This window comes from Alkalihalobacillus sp. MEB130 (assembly GCF_032335535.1).
Lineage (GTDB): Bacteria > Bacillota > Bacilli > Bacillales > Bacillaceae_D > Halalkalibacter.
In genome coordinates this window covers 26,754-43,707 of record NZ_JAOANA010000027.1, presented here as the reverse complement: position 1 = coordinate 43,707, position 16,954 = coordinate 26,754, and the positions used below count along the sequence as shown (strand labels likewise).

The following is a 16,954-nucleotide window of genomic DNA, read 5'->3' as shown; positions in this document are numbered from 1 at the left end:
CGAAAGAGAGGTTTATGTTTATTATGTATAGCGATCGAGATTTAAAGATAAGACCAGTAACAACAGATGATTTATACGCTCTTTGGGAGTTAACCTATAAAGAAGAGTCACCTGAATGGAAAAAGTGGGATGCTCCTTATTTTGAACATAAGTCAATTTCCTATGAGAAGTATTTAACTAATAAAGATAACCTTGTTTATCAAGATGATTATTGGATTATAGAAGTAGACGGGAACATTATAGGGACGGTTAGTTACTATTGGGAACACAAACCTTCAAATTGGCTTGAAATGGGTATAGGCATATATGATCGAAAATATTGGAATGGAGGAATTGGGACTAGAGCTCTTACGTTATGGATTAACCATTTATTTAACACAATACCTCTAGTTAGAGTAGGATTCACCACATGGTCGGGTAATCATAGAATGGTCAAAGTAGGAGAAAAGCTAGGAATGACATTGGAAGCTAGACTTAGAAAATGTCGTTACTATAATGGAGAATATTATGACTCTATCAGAATGGGTCTATTAAGAGACGAGTGGGAACAATTCAATGTAACAAAGGAGTCTGTAATTTAAAGGGCGATTTCATAATCTGGTAATGGACTGTCGCTATGTTGCTATAGAGCAGAAGAGTTAAAAAACTGGTATTTTATCTAATATTAAATATTCAGTAATAATGAAAGTGAAGTGGGAGGTGGTTATGGTATGACAGAAATAGCTTTAATGAAGAATAAAGAGGTTGATAGTGTTGCTAAATTCATTTCAGATATGAACAAAACTGAAAGATCACATATTGGCTACTGTGGTCAAGATTGGTTAGAAATAGCTCATTCATTAAGAGAAGACCTCACAGATATTCCTTACAATAAAAGTTTTTTTACAGTGTATGATGAAGGAGGACTAGTTGGTGTATTAGGATTTGATGCAGACCTTGAGAACAATAGTGCTGAAGTTTGGGGACCATTTATTAAAGAACATAAGTGGGACATTGTGATTAGCATGTGGAAAATGATGATTGAATTACTACCTGAAGAAATAAAGACTATTAGTCTTTTTCCAAATAAAGAAAACAAAAAAGTTTTGCAACTCGCTAAAGGCCTTTCTTTTAATAGACACTGTGATCAAACAATATTGAAATTCCCTCGAAATAAAGTAAAGGAACTAAAAAAGGTTTCTCTCTTAGAATTAACTGAAGAATATTATGTAGAAATGGTACAACTCCATAATAACTCTTTTCCTAATACGTATTATAATGGTCAACAAATCATTAACCGACTTAATGAGAATAGAAAAGTTTTTATTAGCATAAATGCCGGTCAATTATGTGGCTATATTTATGTAGAGGCTGACCCAGTTTATGGCGAAGCAAGTATTGAATTTTTCGCTGTTAAAGAAAGTGAGAGAGGAAAAGGAATAGGAGGAGAACTATTAACCGTAGCTCTAAAATGGCTTTTCACTATTGAAAGTATCGATTCTATTACACTTTGTGTTAATTCAAGTAATCAAAATGCTATAAATTTGTATAAAAAAATAGGGTTCCAACAGAAACATGAGTTATGCTTTTTCACTAAAGATTTATAAAAGTTAGTAAGCTAACAAAGGTGATCTTACTAAAGGATATCACCTTTTTCTTGTTGATTTAACGTGACAGAATCATTCAATTAAAAGTCATAAAGGTATTTGATAGTTAGTAAGCCATAATTTGAGGAGGCGGTTAAATTGAAAAAAATACTCACAATATTATTTGTAATGATAGTTTTAACAGCGTGTTCAGGTGAAGAAAAACACTATGATTATACATACAATGGAGAAGGTGAATATTGGGAAGCTGAATTTTCTTTTCGCGGAACAGAAATATGGGAAGAAAAAGATGGAAGAACCAACTACGCTAACGAAAATAGCGATGAATTTGTATTAACATACAAAGGGTCTTTAAATGACCTTTCTTCGTTAGAATCCCTTGAATATTATTATGAAACCTCTGCTGGAGGAGCAGGTGGTACAAGAGAATTCAATGAACCACCCACAGAGGTCACATTTAAGAGTATAGGAAGTACGGAAAATGGAGCAAAGGTAAGTGAGAATGAAGTTATCACAGTAAATGTTAAATGGAATGACTATGAAGAATCATTTGAATTGCATTATACGAGTGAGTAATTTAATGAACAAACGGGTGGTTAAGCTAAAGGGTAGCGTTTTTTGAAGCAGTAGTAGGCAGCGCTTTACTATTGAAGCTTATATTATTGAAGGTTTTCATTTACCTACCTTATATAACAAACGAGGCAGGATTATTGAAGAAAAAGCAATAATAGTATTTGAAAAAGAGGTGGCGAATTGAAGATTATTGAAATTGTAACCGCTGCTTTGATTTGTACGATAATTATATCGTTGGAGTTGTCTTTATTACTAGATATTCCTTTCCAACAAATAGAAGGGTTTACACTTTCGTCTTTATTTATTATTTTTGTTAAATACTCATTGCCTTTTTTTAATAGGTGGTATTGGGTCTTCGCTGGTTGTCGAGAGAATACTGCAACAACTACAATTTAAAAAGGAAATAGCATATTATCCTTTAGCCTTAATTTTATACGCGTTTGCTGGTATCTTTTTTAATTACTACTTTTATATTTCAATTATTAACAACGAATGGGGGAATAGCGTTTTTTATATGTTTGTTGGTATTATAGGGTCTTGTTCATTCTTTCATACTCTACTTCTTACGAGAAAAACGTTGCATCGAATTTTAATTAATAATTAGTATTACTAGGTTCCCCAATCCTTCGATAGTATGTTGAATACTAAAACTTTTACGATAAGATTTTCTCGAGTCCAACGGGAGGGACATTCTCCCCCGACTACCGCTATCATTCGACCATAAAAATAAGGTCAACCAGAAATATTTTCTTTTATATTACTAACGGTAGCGATACCAGAACAGGGCTGTCGCTTCTTCAGCTATTGGGCGGTTAGCAAGATGACAAAATAGAAATTGTTAGTAGAAATATAGGCTACACACTACAAGATGTTCAAGTGTTTTAATAAATGAAATAGTGTAAGGAGAGAAAATGTGAAGCGATATTTGATAAGGTCAATTATATTTGTAATTGCTGTTATTATAATAATTTTGTTGCAGGGAAGAACAAAAGGTATTGATATTACTTTTCCAGAGGGTATTAAAAGTTTTAACCAATATGAAATGGCAGTCAATGAGTTTATGGAAAATCCAACTGATGAGAAAGTTGCAAACGTTACTAAATATGGAATAGAATTCTCAACTCATTATTATGATTTAATTTACCATCAAACTCTTTATAATAAATTATTGAGAGTCGAACCAATATTGACCAATGAAGAAATAGTTCATTTAGAAGATTTATATCGTACATTTCAAAAATTAGATGAAAACTATGTTTCAACTGCACTAACCAATGTTTTTAAGGCGTATGATTTTTCTATTCTATTAGATGAAGCGAAAGAGAAAGGAGAGCATAAGACTATGAGTATTGATATTCATTATTCAGGAGACAATCATTTTAACATTTTAATTGACGGTACTCTCTATCTCGATGGTAGTCCCAACATATTAACTCGTTATTTTATAATCGAAACAGAAGAAGGTAACTATTATTTGGAGAAACCTAGTAACTTCTCAATGACTTATACTCATACAGAAGTATCTATCAGAGTAGATAAAACAAAATATGACATTAAGGGTAACATTGAATATTGAGCGAACAGGTACGATAGCTTAACAAAGGTTATCGCTTTATTTACGGGATGTTAGCCGAACGAAGGTTTGCAATTATCCATGCTCACTTTACAGTATGAAGAGGTCCAAACGTGAAATGAGCAAGTAAGGAAGAAATTTTGACGATAATCAAAAATGAAGAATTTCTTCCATATTACGAAAGTCTTATCCACTTACTTTTGAATGTTGAGACAAACGAGGAACTATTCTAGGGTAAACTAATTGTCCAGAAATATGTCGACCTAATTTATTATTCTTTTACTTTCAGTCACTCCCCTGTTTTTGAATAAAACTCACGCCAACAACTCCTATTTGAAAATTTATACCATCATATTACAAGTAACAGAGTAATTCAATTTCAACAACTACAAAACAGGAAAAACAATCCAGTTAATCAAAAAACACGTTTACAATTTTTGGATACTGGTGGTTTAATCGAGTAGTACAAAAATAGTTTTGGTGGTTGGTAGAATGAAGTATGCAATAAAGTTTATTTGGTCACAATGTCGTTTTTGCTGCTTTTTATGTCTTTTGCTCAGGATCGGGAATAGAGAAATTACGAAGTTTTTCAAAAGAAGAAAATAAAATTATACTCAATTATATTATGGTTAGTAATGATGAATGTAGAGAATATAGCTTTGTAATGATTGAAGAAAACGGCTGGAAAATAGACGAGATATGGTGGTAATAAGTTAACTCTTCAATTAATGGCAGCTTAATTGACTTATTGCGCTAACGAGTAGGAATATCATGGATTGAAAGTAAATTTATAAATGGGGTAATGAAATGCTTGCTTATAAGTATAAAATGTTAATGAAGGGTTTTATAGATGATGTAATAAATGTTGAGGATTTTGAACGTGCCTATCTGAAAACATTTAAAAACGAGACGGAAAGAATGGATAACGCCCTATTTGAAATCTTAAATAGGGTATTTGAAGCAGTTGATTGTTATTGGCATGAATGTCATTATGGACAAGAAACTGCTTTTGACATATCCGAACAACAACTAAGAAAAGAAGTGTGTGAAGCGTTAATTAAATTAAATAATTTATTGAATAACCCTTAAATGTTATTTACGGGATGGGGTAGTGAAAGAATGTACGAAAGCTAACGACCAGAAGTTTGGAATAAGCTAAATGCCAATTCTATAAATAATGAAAGACAAAACCGGAAGAAATGCAGGGGAAGTGTCTTTCATAAAGCCAATGAAAGACAAAAACAGTGATGAATCCGGTGGGAAAGTCCCTCATAAAGCTGATGAAGGACAAGCCCGATTAGAAATGGGGGGGCGAGTGTCCTTCATAAAGTCGATGAAGGACAAAACGGATCGGATTTTAGCATGTACAGTGATGGAACTGCTACAATTGCTGATGAATAATATATAATACCTATTTCAATTTAGAATTTTTACAGTTTTAATTTGATTAATCAAGTGAATCTATTTCTATATATAATCAACTATAGGGAGCATTCGTTTAATAAAAAAACATGACCAACAAAAATAGCAATGCCTTGTTAAGCATTGCCCCGTTAATAGTGTTATTTTGTACTCGTTACAAATATTTTTTGAGACATAAAGTAAGCTAAAGTTGCGATTGATAAAGTTGCCAGCAATGGAATTATTGAAGTCTGCCCAAATCCTATTTCTTGACTTACATTGTTGTTCGTTAAAGGTAAATCAGGTGTATAGAAAGCTGTTAGAACCCAACCTGATAAAATTTGTACGACTATATATAGCAGAACAAAACTAACTATAAATACAATATATCTTTTCAATTTTTCTCACTCCCTTAAATTTTTATACGAACAACAAAAAATAAGGTTTCGCTTTATCCTAATTTCCAACAATTTCTCTCCTTTTCGTTCGTAAAGAAAAAAGCATCCCTTGTGGAAGGAGTGCTCTCGTTAGTTGAAGAAGAATGATACTGTGATAAAGCCAAGTATGATTACAAGAATAAGTATCTCTGTTCCTTTTCAACCTAAGCTGTTAACTAAATCTACAAGACCATCACTGTTCGCCCTATTAAGAGGATCACTCATATTACCAGTTTGATTTTTCTTTCAATCCTCTTGTCTTATTCTTTCTATAAGTCTTTCTGGAGTTTCTTTCCCTTCACGACATGAAATCATTTAACGGAGGAAGAAGTGCAAAGAGACTTTCTTTAGTAGATGACGAGCTTGTAAAGGTAAACTGGATTCATTGTAATTCGATCCTTTAACCAGAAGACTGATTTGTCTTTTGGTTAGACGATTCTACGTGAAATCAAAATGAAAGAAACGCATTGGCTTCAAGCCAATGCGTTTCTTTTGGTGGGGATATTACTAATGAACACGGACCCCGATATCAATTTATACCGCTTGTTTACTTCTACGAACAAGGAGGGCCAATACAACTGCAGCCAAAGCTAAATAAAAACCAGTTGAAAAACTTTGCTGAGATCCATAAGTTAGAGCAGCAATCATCTCTTCTCCCGTCGGATTAACAATGTTATTGCTAGATAAATAGCTTTGCTGTCCTGTCTCCATGACGGAAATAAACAATGCTGCTCCGATCGCTCCAGATACTTGCATTAACGTATTCATAATCGCTGTGCCATGCGGATACAGTTTTGAAGGAATTTGGTTCAATCCATTTGTCTGTGCAGGCATCATGATCATGGCAACGGCAATCATCAGGATGGCTTGTTGGATGATAACGATCCAAACCGGAATGCCAGGAACGGTGTAACGATAAGTAAAGACAATTGCAGCAAGAATGATTGTACCTGGAATTAATAAAGGACGCGGTCCAAATTTATCAAATAGGCGGCCCATAAAAGGTGACATTGCCCCGTTCAGTAACCCACCCGGTAACATAATGAGCCCGGTTAAGACAGCACTGAATAGTAACGCACCTTGCATATAAATCGGCATAACGAGCATCATTGCAAACATGGTCATCATAACGAGCATGACGAGGACGAGTCCTAGTAGAAACATAGGATAACGAAAAACGCGAATATCAAGCAGTGGTGTTTCAAGCCTTAATTGGCGCCAACTAAATAGACCGAGTGCCACAAAGCCAACCAGTAAAGTTGAGAAGACAACCGGATCAGCAAAAGTCGCATCTCCTTTACCTGCTGCACTAAAGCCGTAGACGATCCCACCAAAACCGAGTGTTGATAAAACAAACGAAAGCACATCGAGTTTCGGTTTTGAAGTCTCTGAAATATTCGTTAGTACTCTCATTCCAAACAGAAGGGAAAGTAAAGCGATTGGAAGGATAAAGTAAAATAACCAACGCCAAGTGAAATTTTCAACAATCAGACCTGAAACTGTTGGTCCAATAGCTGGTGCAAACATAATAACAAGACCAACCATTCCCATTGCAGCACCGCGACGTTCGACTGGGATGACGGTCAGAATTATGTTAATCAAGAGCGGAATCATGATCGCTGTACCGATGGCTTGAGTTAAACGGCCTACTAAAAGGATAGTAAATACGGGGCTGAAACCAGAGATCAGAGTACCTAATGTAAAAAGGGACATCGCAGCAATAAACAACTGGCGTGTCGTAAAGCGTTGCATGAAATAGGCAGAAATCGGGACTAGCGTACCAATGACAAGCATATATCCAGTGACGAGCCATTGTACGGTACTCGAAGCAACTCCGAAATCAGCCATAATGGCGTTCAGGGCAACATTTAATATCGTTTCACTTAAAATGGCGACAAAGGCACCTGAAAGTAGCACAGCTATGATTGGAATCACGTTTCCCGTCGGTTGATTTGATTCCGTAGTTGCTGCGCTGCTTTCTTGAGCTATAACAGCCATATATAATTCCTCCATTCAATCTATAAATACGAAACGAGTTCGTTTCGCTAAATTATCTTATCACCATCAAATACGAAACGCAACCGTTTCGTATTTGTAAAAAAACAGAAGCGATGATACACTACGAGTAAAGGACATGTGATGAAAGGTGGTGTGAATCACGATGTCGATGCAAAAGCAAGAACAAGAAGAAAGCAAACGAGGGAGACCTCTTGATAAGTCTCGAAATGAAGTGATTCTAACAGCAACTCTCGATTTACTCGCAGAGAGTGGCTTTGATGCGTTAACCATCGATGCGGTAGCCGCAAAAGCAAAAGTTGGGAAGGCGACGATCTATAGAAGGTGGTCTTCCAAAACAGAACTGGTCATTGACGCAGCTGCTTTCATTTGCCCTTTTGAAAAGCTATGGGAAAGAGTTGATACCAATCAAGAGTTGCGTGATCAATTAATCAATATGTTTACTTTTATTTTTCAATTTGATAACAATAGATATCAAAACGCAATGACGGCTATTCATGCAGCGGCTTCTTCTAATAAGCAATTAGAACAAGAGCTTCAAAGAGATTTTTATTGGCGTACGAAACATGCAATTGAATCAATTGTAAAACCTTTTATAAAGAATCATGATACATGGTCCGAGACCGAATGGGATCTGTTAACGGATATGGGGCCAGCCTTAATTATGTATCGTGGGATATTTATAGGGAAACCATTTGACCGTGCTTATGGAGAGCAAATCGTCGATACCATGATGATGCCTCTCATAAAATCAGTGTTACTAGACGATTAAAGAAGGTGCTACATGAGGTGCGGTTCAAAATGCTTTATTGTGGAAATAGAAATAAAGGGAGAAAAACAGACTAAATCTGTAACGGCTAGAACCCCTGTGGATGCTAGAAAAACCATTCGTTTAGAATACGGGGCAGAGGTTCAGATCAGATCGGTTCGAGAAGAGAAAAGATAACTCGTTTCCCAGTTTTTTATAAGCTAGTTAAAGAAGCATTCCAATAATGAACTGCCCCCCAATTTGTTAGACACAACTAACAATTAGGGGGCAAGTTCAAATAAGGGATGCTTTTAGTGTGCTATTTACAGCTATATAGTAAGATTTCGAAATTCCGTCGGAGTAAAGCCTACTTTTTTATAGAAAATGTTAATAAATCCGGAGCTGCTGCTATATCCGACGTGGAACGCTATATCAGCTATAGAGAGTGACGTTGTTTTTAATAAATGTTTGGCCGTGTCGATTCTGTTTTTTGTTGAAAACTCAATTGGAGCATATCCAGTTTCAGCTTTGAAAATATGAGAAAAATAAAAAGGGCTTAAATTCACATGGCTGGCAATTTCCTTTAGCGTAATTTGCCGGTCTATATTGGATTTAATAAATTGAATCGCTTGATCAACGGGGGATGTTTCATTTTGTTGTTTTTCTTGTTTTATTGAAAGGCCGTTAATCATGTTATAAATCATACAAGTAGATTCAGAAATTGACATATCTTGTTCCATGTATTGCGTGTAAATCAATTGGTAAAGTTGTTTGCCTATCTCGATATTGTGTTTATTTTGAAAATGAAAACCGTGCTGTTTAATGATATAGGTGCATAATTCATGAGAATTTGGTCCATCAAAGTGGATATAGAGAAACTCTAGTCCATCTGAACCGTAATAATGGTGAGGTTCATGGCAGTTCAGTAAAAGAATATCACCTTTCCTTGCTGTTACGGATTTGTCACGGTAATTTACATGGAGTTCACCATTTCGAATGTACACTAATAAAAAGTAAGGGAAATAGTCCCGTTTAATTTTGTAGTCTGCATTACAATAATAATGGCCACAGCAGATCAAGTGATAGTATAGTTTTTTAATTGTTTCAGAAGGTGTAAAAAAATAATAATGAGAACCATTCATCACTCCTGGTTCATTAAGAATCATTTGAACACTCCTTTTACCTTATTTTCTACGATTATATGATTACGCTTTCAAAAAAGCAAGATTAATGAACGATAAAGCAATCTTGCGTATTTTTGATTGCTTTTATTTTCTCTATAATCAGAACATAGGCAATGGCAAATGCTGTAATAAACAGCAACATTGGAAAATTCGACGATTGAATAGGGGGATGTATGATATGTTGAATGGAGAAAAGAAGATTTCTAGACCACTTCGCTGGGCCATGGTAGGTGGAGGAAGATTGAGTCAGGTTGGCTATAAGCACCGCACGGGGGCATTACGTGACAATACAGCTTTTCAATTAGTAGCAGGAGCATTTGATATCGACTATGAAAGAGGAAAAGAGTTTGGTGTAAATATTGGTGTAGATGAAGAACGTTGTTATCCTGATTATAAGACGATGTTTTTGGAGGAACATAAGCGTGAAGATGGCATTGAAGCAGTTACCATTGCAACCCCTAATGGAACACACTATGAAATTTGTAAAGCAGCTTTGGAAGCTGACTTACACGTGATCTGTGAAAAGCCGTTATTTTTTACAACGGAAGAAGTCTTAGAAATTAAAGAGCTTGCCGAGCAAAAAGGCAAAATTCTAGGAGTGACGTATGGATACTCTGGCAATCAAATGATGATGCAAATGCGGGCCATGATCGAAAAAGGGGACATTGGCGATATTCGTATCGTCGAGTTACAGTACACTCACGGTTTTAGTTCAACAGAAGAGGCAGATAAATTCAGCGATGCGCAAAAGTGGCGTGTAGACCCGAAAATCTCTGGGCCGAGTTTCGTGTTAGGGGATCTGTCTACACACACGTATTATATGTCCCAGCTTATTATGCCCGATATGAAGATTAAGAAACTTCTTTGTGATCGCCAAAGTTTCATAAGCAGTCGGGCGCCACTTGAGGACAATGCATTTGTGATGATGCATTATGAAAATGGAGCAGTTGGACGGTTCTGGACGTCTGCGGTGAATGCTGGATGTATGGATGGTCAACGCATTCGCATTGTCGGTTCAAAAGCAAGCCTGGAATGGTGGGATAGCAAGCCCGGTGAACTATCCTATGAAATCCAAGGTCAACCTGCGCAAAAATTAATTCGGGCAATGCCGTATTTGGATGATAGCTGCAATGCAGACGAACGCTTAGCTGCGTTACATGTGGAAGGTTTATCAGAGGCGTGGGCGAATATTTATCTTAAATTCGCGATCGCTATTGATGCTAAAAACCGTGGGGATCACGAAACGTTAGAGAATCTGATATATCCAGATATCAATGCAGGGCTTGAAGGAGTACGCTGGATTGAAAACTGTGTTCGCTCAGCAGATCAAGGTGCCATTTGGGTTGATTTTGAGGATGTGCCAACAGCGCAAGAGGTGAATTAATATTAATATGAGAATGTCTCGTTTAAAGAGTAAAGAGTAGTATCTCGTAAAAGTAAAGGGTTCAGTTTAGGGAGAGAAAACAATAAATAACAACATTCATTCAGGACCAAATCATGCGATTTGGTCTTTTAGTGTTCCAACAATGGAAATACGCTATTTTGACACGGGAATTAGCATGCTAACGAGTGGCTATTGCTACTATCGACTCAATAATTACGATACGAAAAGGCCTGTAATTTTTAGATGTTTATTTCCGTATATTCAAAAATGTTTTGGAATTTTATGTTAAAGTATAACGAGGACTAGGAGAGGTATTAAAGAATCTTATTTGGCTAATAATTTGAGGTGTTTTATGGATTTTTTAGTGTTTTATGGAGGGTTTGTTTTTCTTATGTTGTTTTGCGGGTGGGGAATATACCAGTTGTACAAAATGATAAATAATAAAAAATAAAACTGACAGATATAGATAAGTTTGTAAAACCTATTAAATCACATACAGTTATGTATCTAACTTGGGGAGGTCTCATTGAATACTAAAGCAATTTTTTCTCTTATATTAGGTAGTGTTTCAATAATTCTTACTTTTTTAACGCCACTTGGATTTATCTTTGCAATTGTAGGGTTCTATATAGGTTTTTTAAGTTTGAGAGAGATACATAAGACGGGTCAACAAGGACGTAGAGTAGCTATTGCCGGGTTAACCTGCAATACATTGGCAATCACTATTCCTTTAATTATAATGATTATTCATTTATTATTTTTGACTCCTGCGGATTTTAGATTAGTAATTTCTTAAGCGCTCATATATATGTGCGTACGAAAGCATTTCTGGAATAACAGTAGATGCTTTTTTTCTGAGACCCATTTTAATGCCAAAAAAATTAATAAGATGTTATTTAACTTTCTGGTTAAATAATGAATTGTAAAATCAATTGGAGAGAATTATTAATTCGTATTGAAAACTAGTTAAGAAATGCAAAGAAGCAGGGGCACCCCTGCTTCTTTTGCTAATAAAAAAGAATTACGAAGATTCAACAGAAGAATATAATCCTCGAGTATACAAAATCGTCATATGCGAAACGAGTTCATCAAGGTTCGAACTGTCGCTTTCCACTAATTCCCACATAAACATTTCATTCGTATAAAACCATGACCTAGCAACAATTGAGGGAACGAGCTCGTTGTTCGCTAACGATTGCGATTGAGCATACGAGATGTCATTTGTAATGCTAGAGATAAAACGGTCTCGAATGGTTTGCCATTTGTTTTGAACAATCTCAGAAATGCCAATGGCTTCCTTCATAATTTTCATTAATTCTCTGTTTTTTAATGCTAGTGATAGAAATAGCTTTACTTGATTCGAAATGAGCTGCTCGGCTTCAAGTTGAGTGGAAGGTTTAAACGGCTGAGTGGCAACTTGATAGAATTCCTCCATCGTCTCCTGCATAATTTCAACGAGAAAGTCATCCTTATTTTTAAAATAAACGTAAGCCGTCCCGTACCCGGTTTCAGCTACTTTAATAATTTGTTGGATCGTTGATTTTTGAAAGCCTTGTTCAAAAAAGACTTTCTCGGCCGCTTTTACTAATTTTTTCTTCGTTTCCATTGCTTGTTTTTGACGTTTCGTCGTCAGTTTCATCACCTACTTATCTATAGAGTGAGACTTTAAGATTTAAAATATCACACTCTATCTTAAAAAGAAAGTATTGTCAAAAAAGAAAAACCTTTCGTTGATATATAGTCATTGACATGATATCAGTTTTGAAAATATAATAGAATTATATAATTCAGACTTTTCAAAAGAGGTGAATGTCATTATGGGAACGAACGTGAATACAGTCGATTATGCTTTGAAAAAGGATAAAAATGATCATTTAGCTACGTACCGAGATGAATTTTATATCGGGGATAAAATTTATTTAGATGGAAACTCACTAGGTCTTCTTTCAAAGAGGGCTGAACAGACACTAATGAATGTGTTTAACGCGTGGAAAGAATACGGAATTGATGGATGGATGAGAGGAGATCATCCGTGGTTTTATTTGTCTCAGCAACTAGGAGAGAAGATGGCACCGTTAGTTGGAGCTTCACCTAGTGAGGTCATTGTAACAGGATCCACAACGGTTAATATTCACCAGCTCGTTGCCACTTTCTATCAACCAACAAAGACGCGGTATAAGATTTTGGCCGATGATGCTACATTCCCTTCAGATATCTATGCACTGAAAAGTCAAATTCAGATTAAGGGATATGATCCAACAGAAGCTCTTGTTCGGGTGAAAAGCAAAGAAGGATTATTAGATGAGCAAGAAATTATTGATCAAATGTCTGATGACGTTGCGCTCATTTTCTTGCCAAGTGTTTTGTATCGAAGCGGACAGATTTTAAATATGGAAAAAGTAACGAAGGAAGCTCAAAAACGTGGCATCGTAATTGGGTTTGATTTATGTCATTCAATCGGAGCCATTCCTCACTCCTTGCATGCATGGGATGTAGACTTTGCTGTTTGGTGCAATTATAAACATATTAACGGTGGACCGGGGGCGGTAGCTGGTTTATACGTGAACGAGAAGCACTTTGGACAAGAACCTGGGTTAGCAGGCTGGTTTAGTTCAAGAAAAGACGTTCAATTTGACATGAGTCATGACTTGGAAGCCGATGTTGACGCAGGTGCCTATGAAATTGGTACACCGCACGTGCTAAGTATGGCGCCATTGCTAGGTTCACTAGAGCTATTTAATGAAGTGGGTATAGAGAACATTCGTAAGAAATCGCTAGAACTTACGAATTATTTTATCGATTTGGTCAATTTTCATTTAAAACAATATGATTTCTCGATTGCTAGTCCTCTTGAAGAAGAAAAAAGGGGAGCACATATTTTGCTAGAGCACGAACATGCAGCAAGTATATGTAAGGCATTAAAAAGTCAGCATATCATTCCTGATTTTAGGGCGCCGAACTTTATCCGACTTGGTCCTGTTGCATTGTATAATTCATTCTATGATATCTGGAAAACGGTGGACACCTTGAAGAACATTATGGAAACAGAAGAATACAAAAAATTTAACAATACGCGAGAAATTATTGCCTAAAGAGGTGACAGAAATGACAGAAAAGTGGATTGATATTTCTCAGCCATTGCGAGCAGATACGGCTCATTGGCCAGGGGATACCCCTTTTTCCTACGAAGTGGTTTACCGTAAGAGTGAAACAGGCTCAGTTAATATCGGGAAAATAACAACGAGCATGCATACGGGTACGCATATCGACGCTCCTTTTCACTTCTTGGATGATGGAACTCGTGTGACAGATTTAGATATAAATGTTTTCATCGGACGTTGCTTTGTAATCAATGTATCTAATCTACCGTTAATTGATGTGGATACCCTCCAGCAGTATGAACTAGAAGGCATAGAGCGAGTGCTTTTACGAACGTCAGCAATTAAAGATCGGACCGTTTTTCCTAAGCAAATTCCTCTCCTTACTTTAGAAGCGATTGATTATTTGCATAGTAAAGAAATTCAATTAATTGGCGTTGATTTGCCTTCTGTTGATCAAATCGACAGCAAGGATTTGCCGAGACATCACCGTCTTCATGATTATGGGATCTATATTCTTGAGAATGTGGTTCTTGATCATATTGAACCAGGTATGTATGAATTAACAGCACTTCCTCTTCCTATTGATGATGCAGATGGAAGTCCGGTTCGAGCAGCAATCAAGCCAATAAAGGATTAGAACGGAGATGAAACCATGACGAGACCAACAGATAACGAGAAAAACATAGAAACCAATTTCAAAGAAAAAATGACATACGGAGAATATTTGCAGCTGGATTCTTTGCTTGCTAGTCAAAAAAGATTATCAGATCATCATGACGAAATGCTGTTCATCATCATTCATCAAGTAAGTGAATTATGGATGAAACTGATTCTCCATGAAATCAATGCCGCGAAACAAGCGATAGTAGAAGACCAGTTACAAGTAAGTTTTAAAAAACTTGCTCGCGTTTCCCAAATTCAATCTCAGATCATCAAGGCTTGGGATGTCCTGTCTACTCTTACCCCGTCTGAGTACCTTGAATTTAGAGATAAATTAGGAAGCTCATCAGGATTTCAATCGTATCAATACCGTCTAATCGAATTTGCTCTTGGAAACAAAACAGACTATATTTTAAAAATCTATGAAAAGGATCCGAAGCTATCAGAGGAATTACTCGCAGCGTATCAAGCCCCGAGCTTATATGATATTTCAATCCAAGCTCTGCACAAAGGCGGCTTTAACATTTCCGAAGATATTCTGAATCGTGACGTGACGAAACCGTATCAAGAAGACGAAAGCGTACAAAAAGCGTGGACGACTGTCTATCAAAATACAGATCAATATTGGGATTTGTATCAACTAGCAGAAAAGCTTGTAGACATCGAAGACAGTTTGCAGCAATGGCGTTTCCGTCACATGAAAACGGTGGAACGAATCATTGGTTTTAAAGTAGGAACAGGCGGGTCTTCGGGAGTTAATTATTTAAAACAAGTTCTAGACCAACGATTCTTCCCTGAATTATGGAATGTTCGAACGGAATTATAGTGGCAATTATGACAAAGTGAGCCTAGTGTCTGGGTTCACTTTTTTTGTCTGTTTTTTAGAGAGGCGGAAAAAGGTAGTAGCCTTAATAGCTATGAAAGACAAAACAGTAAAGGACTGGAGTAGAAATGTCCTTCATGAAGGTGATGAAAGACAAAACAGTGAAGGACGGGAAAGAAATGTCTTTCATGAAGGTGATGAAAGACAAAACAGTGAAGGACGGGTAAAGAAATGTCTTTCATGAAGGCGATGAAAGACAAAATAGCGTAGAACGGGAGAAGAAATGTCTTTCATGAAGGTGATGAAAGACAAAACAGTGAAGGACGGGAGTAGAAATGTCCTTCATGAAGGTGATGAAAGACAAAACAGCGTAGAACGGGAGAAGAAATGTCTTTCATGAAGGTGATGAAAGACAAAACAGTGAAGGACGGGAGTAGAAATGTCCTTCATGAAGGTGATGAAAGACAAAATAGCGAAGGACGGGGGAAGAAATGTCTTTCATTTATAAAATGTCTAGTAAGTTCACAAGAGCAACGCCTAAAAAAAGGAATGCTTTTCTTATTATTGATCATTAACCGTACACGTTTACAACTACGGAAGGTTTTATCGTATTTGGTTAAAAATAGATTTAGAGAGAAATTCTGGTATATAGTTATCTGTTACCCTTATAATACGAATGAGCAGAAAAAGTTTTAAGGTAAATTCATTAAAGTGAGGGGGTTGGTTATTTCTTGTATTCGTTTTGAGACTCATTTCACAAATGTAAGCAGGGTAAGGAAATAGGAGAGGATTTACAATATTCATGTAAAAAAAGAGCGGGTCATAGTGGAAAGGTGTTTCATATATGTTTTCTAATGAACAATTACAAGCCTTAATTGAAGGAAAAATTATTGGGAATCAGTATCCTTATGATACAAATAATGAGCAGCAAATTGAAGCTCATATTAGACAGTTATTTTATAGAATAAATCGTAGTCCTAATATAGTATGCGAAGCAGAGTGGGATCATTTTGGCAGTGGCTATGCTTCCTTTGTTGAATTTTTCTGTTATCGAAAGGAAGATGTGACAGTCGAGGAAGAGAAGTACGGAATTCAAGAGATCAAGACAAATGGAATTATTATTGATATTTGTCGCTTAGCACCTGTTGTAATTATGGGCGAAGATGAGAGAGAGAAAACCATTCGTATTAAAACAAACGAAGTAGTACGTGGGGCATATGGTACTATACTTGATGGCAAGCAATTCGATATAAAAGAACCATTACAAAAAGTGGGAAAACAGGTGAAGCACACGCTGAAAGAGTTTGGTTATGAACTATTAGAAGCTGAAAAGTTGACTCAACCTCTTCCATTTCAATCGAAAATTCCAACAATCTACCGGAAACCGAACGAGTATTTATGGATGGATGCGATTTTTTATTGGGAAGATTAGGATTTTGAACGGGTTGCAATCCTTAGTTAAGAGAGG

At 36.2% G+C, this 16,954-nt stretch carries 18 protein-coding genes and 1 pseudogene; 14 read left to right on the top strand and 5 right to left on the bottom strand.

Features of this window, described 5'->3' with window-relative positions; all coding sequences use genetic code 11:
* The first annotated feature begins 23 nt into the window (after positions 1-23).
* From N0O92_RS20595 to N0O92_RS20570, 6 genes are all read left to right on the top strand, one after another.
* Positions 24-581, top strand: a complete 558-nt coding sequence (locus tag N0O92_RS20595; protein ID WP_315616560.1) for a GNAT family N-acetyltransferase — start codon at positions 24-26, stop codon at positions 579-581.
* A gap of 129 nt (positions 582-710) precedes the next feature.
* Entirely contained in the window at positions 711-1,586 is an 876-nt protein-coding gene (locus N0O92_RS20590) for a GNAT family N-acetyltransferase (RefSeq protein ID WP_315616526.1), read from the top strand.
* Positions 1,587-1,724: 138 nt separating this feature from the next.
* Positions 1,725-2,162, top strand: a complete 438-nt coding sequence (locus tag N0O92_RS20585) for a hypothetical protein (RefSeq protein ID WP_315616525.1) — start codon at positions 1,725-1,727, stop codon at positions 2,160-2,162.
* A 177-nt stretch (positions 2,163-2,339) separates the two neighbouring features.
* On the top strand, positions 2,340-2,555 hold the full coding sequence (locus tag N0O92_RS20580) for a hypothetical protein (protein ID WP_315616523.1): 216 nt from the start codon (positions 2,340-2,342) through the stop codon (positions 2,553-2,555).
* A gap of 517 nt (positions 2,556-3,072) precedes the next feature.
* A complete protein-coding gene (locus N0O92_RS20575; protein WP_315616521.1) occupies positions 3,073-3,735 on the top strand; it encodes a hypothetical protein in 663 nt (220 codons plus the stop codon).
* A gap of 804 nt (positions 3,736-4,539) precedes the next feature.
* The gene (locus N0O92_RS20570; RefSeq protein ID WP_315616519.1) at positions 4,540-4,821 is read left to right on the top strand and encodes a colicin immunity domain-containing protein; all 282 of its coding nucleotides are present in this window, start codon (positions 4,540-4,542) and stop codon (positions 4,819-4,821) included.
* A gap of 473 nt (positions 4,822-5,294) precedes the next feature.
* On the opposite strand, the gene N0O92_RS20565 is transcribed toward N0O92_RS20570, so the two are convergent.
* The 3 genes and pseudogenes from N0O92_RS20565 to N0O92_RS20555 all read right to left on the bottom strand — a co-directional run bounded on the left by N0O92_RS20565 (position 5,295) and on the right by N0O92_RS20555 (position 7,568).
* The gene (locus N0O92_RS20565; RefSeq protein ID WP_315616517.1) at positions 5,295-5,531 is read right to left on the bottom strand and encodes a hypothetical protein; all 237 of its coding nucleotides are present in this window, start codon (positions 5,529-5,531) and stop codon (positions 5,295-5,297) included.
* A 198-nt stretch (positions 5,532-5,729) separates the two neighbouring features.
* A pseudogene (locus N0O92_RS20560) lies at positions 5,730-5,804 on the bottom strand (DUF6366 family protein); the annotation flags it as partial.
* A gap of 300 nt (positions 5,805-6,104) precedes the next feature.
* Positions 6,105-7,568: an MDR family MFS transporter gene (locus N0O92_RS20555; protein ID WP_315616516.1), complete on the bottom strand. Its 1,464-nt coding sequence runs from the start codon at positions 7,566-7,568 to the stop codon at positions 6,105-6,107.
* A gap of 163 nt (positions 7,569-7,731) precedes the next feature.
* Here N0O92_RS20555 and N0O92_RS20550 point away from each other — a divergent pair, with 163 nt between their 5' ends.
* Both N0O92_RS20550 and N0O92_RS20545 read left to right on the top strand, forming a co-directional pair.
* Positions 7,732-8,358, top strand: coding sequence for a TetR/AcrR family transcriptional regulator (locus tag N0O92_RS20550; RefSeq protein WP_315616515.1), 627 nt, complete (start codon positions 7,732-7,734; stop codon positions 8,356-8,358).
* Positions 8,359-8,370: 12 nt separating this feature from the next.
* Positions 8,371-8,532, top strand: a complete 162-nt coding sequence (locus tag N0O92_RS20545) for a hypothetical protein (protein WP_315616514.1) — start codon at positions 8,371-8,373, stop codon at positions 8,530-8,532.
* Positions 8,533-8,663: 131 nt separating this feature from the next.
* Here the strand turns inward: N0O92_RS20545 and N0O92_RS20540 are convergent, their stop codons facing one another.
* Positions 8,664-9,500: a helix-turn-helix domain-containing protein gene (locus tag N0O92_RS20540; RefSeq protein WP_315616513.1), complete on the bottom strand. Its 837-nt coding sequence runs from the start codon at positions 9,498-9,500 to the stop codon at positions 8,664-8,666.
* Positions 9,501-9,696: 196 nt separating this feature from the next.
* Between N0O92_RS20540 and N0O92_RS20535 the strand changes: the two genes are divergently transcribed.
* Both N0O92_RS20535 and N0O92_RS20530 read left to right on the top strand, forming a co-directional pair.
* Positions 9,697-10,902, top strand: a complete 1,206-nt coding sequence (locus N0O92_RS20535) for a Gfo/Idh/MocA family protein (protein WP_315616512.1) — start codon at positions 9,697-9,699, stop codon at positions 10,900-10,902.
* Between the two features lie 526 nt (positions 10,903-11,428).
* Entirely contained in the window at positions 11,429-11,698 is a 270-nt protein-coding gene (locus tag N0O92_RS20530) for a DUF4190 domain-containing protein (protein ID WP_315616511.1), read from the top strand.
* 225 nt (positions 11,699-11,923) lie between these two features.
* Here N0O92_RS20530 and N0O92_RS20525 read toward each other — a convergent pair whose 3' ends face one another.
* Positions 11,924-12,541, bottom strand: coding sequence for a TetR/AcrR family transcriptional regulator (locus N0O92_RS20525; protein ID WP_315616510.1), 618 nt, complete (start codon positions 12,539-12,541; stop codon positions 11,924-11,926).
* 178 nt (positions 12,542-12,719) lie between these two features.
* On the opposite strand from N0O92_RS20525, the gene kynU reads away from it, so the two are divergent.
* The 4 genes from kynU to N0O92_RS20505 all read left to right on the top strand — a co-directional run bounded on the left by kynU (position 12,720) and on the right by N0O92_RS20505 (position 16,918).
* Positions 12,720-13,994, top strand: a complete 1,275-nt coding sequence (kynU, locus tag N0O92_RS20520; protein WP_315616509.1) for a kynureninase — start codon at positions 12,720-12,722, stop codon at positions 13,992-13,994.
* Between the two features lie 13 nt (positions 13,995-14,007).
* On the top strand, positions 14,008-14,640 hold the full coding sequence (kynB, locus tag N0O92_RS20515) for an arylformamidase (protein ID WP_315616508.1): 633 nt from the start codon (positions 14,008-14,010) through the stop codon (positions 14,638-14,640).
* 15 nt (positions 14,641-14,655) lie between these two features.
* Positions 14,656-15,489 carry a tryptophan 2,3-dioxygenase gene (gene kynA / locus N0O92_RS20510; RefSeq protein ID WP_315616507.1) on the top strand — a complete coding sequence of 278 codons (834 nt, stop codon included), beginning with the start codon at positions 14,656-14,658 and terminating at the stop codon, positions 15,487-15,489.
* A gap of 841 nt (positions 15,490-16,330) precedes the next feature.
* Complete coding sequence (locus tag N0O92_RS20505) at positions 16,331-16,918, top strand: hypothetical protein (protein WP_315616506.1); 588 nt, start codon at positions 16,331-16,333, stop codon at positions 16,916-16,918.
* The last annotated feature ends 36 nt before the right edge of the window (positions 16,919-16,954 follow it).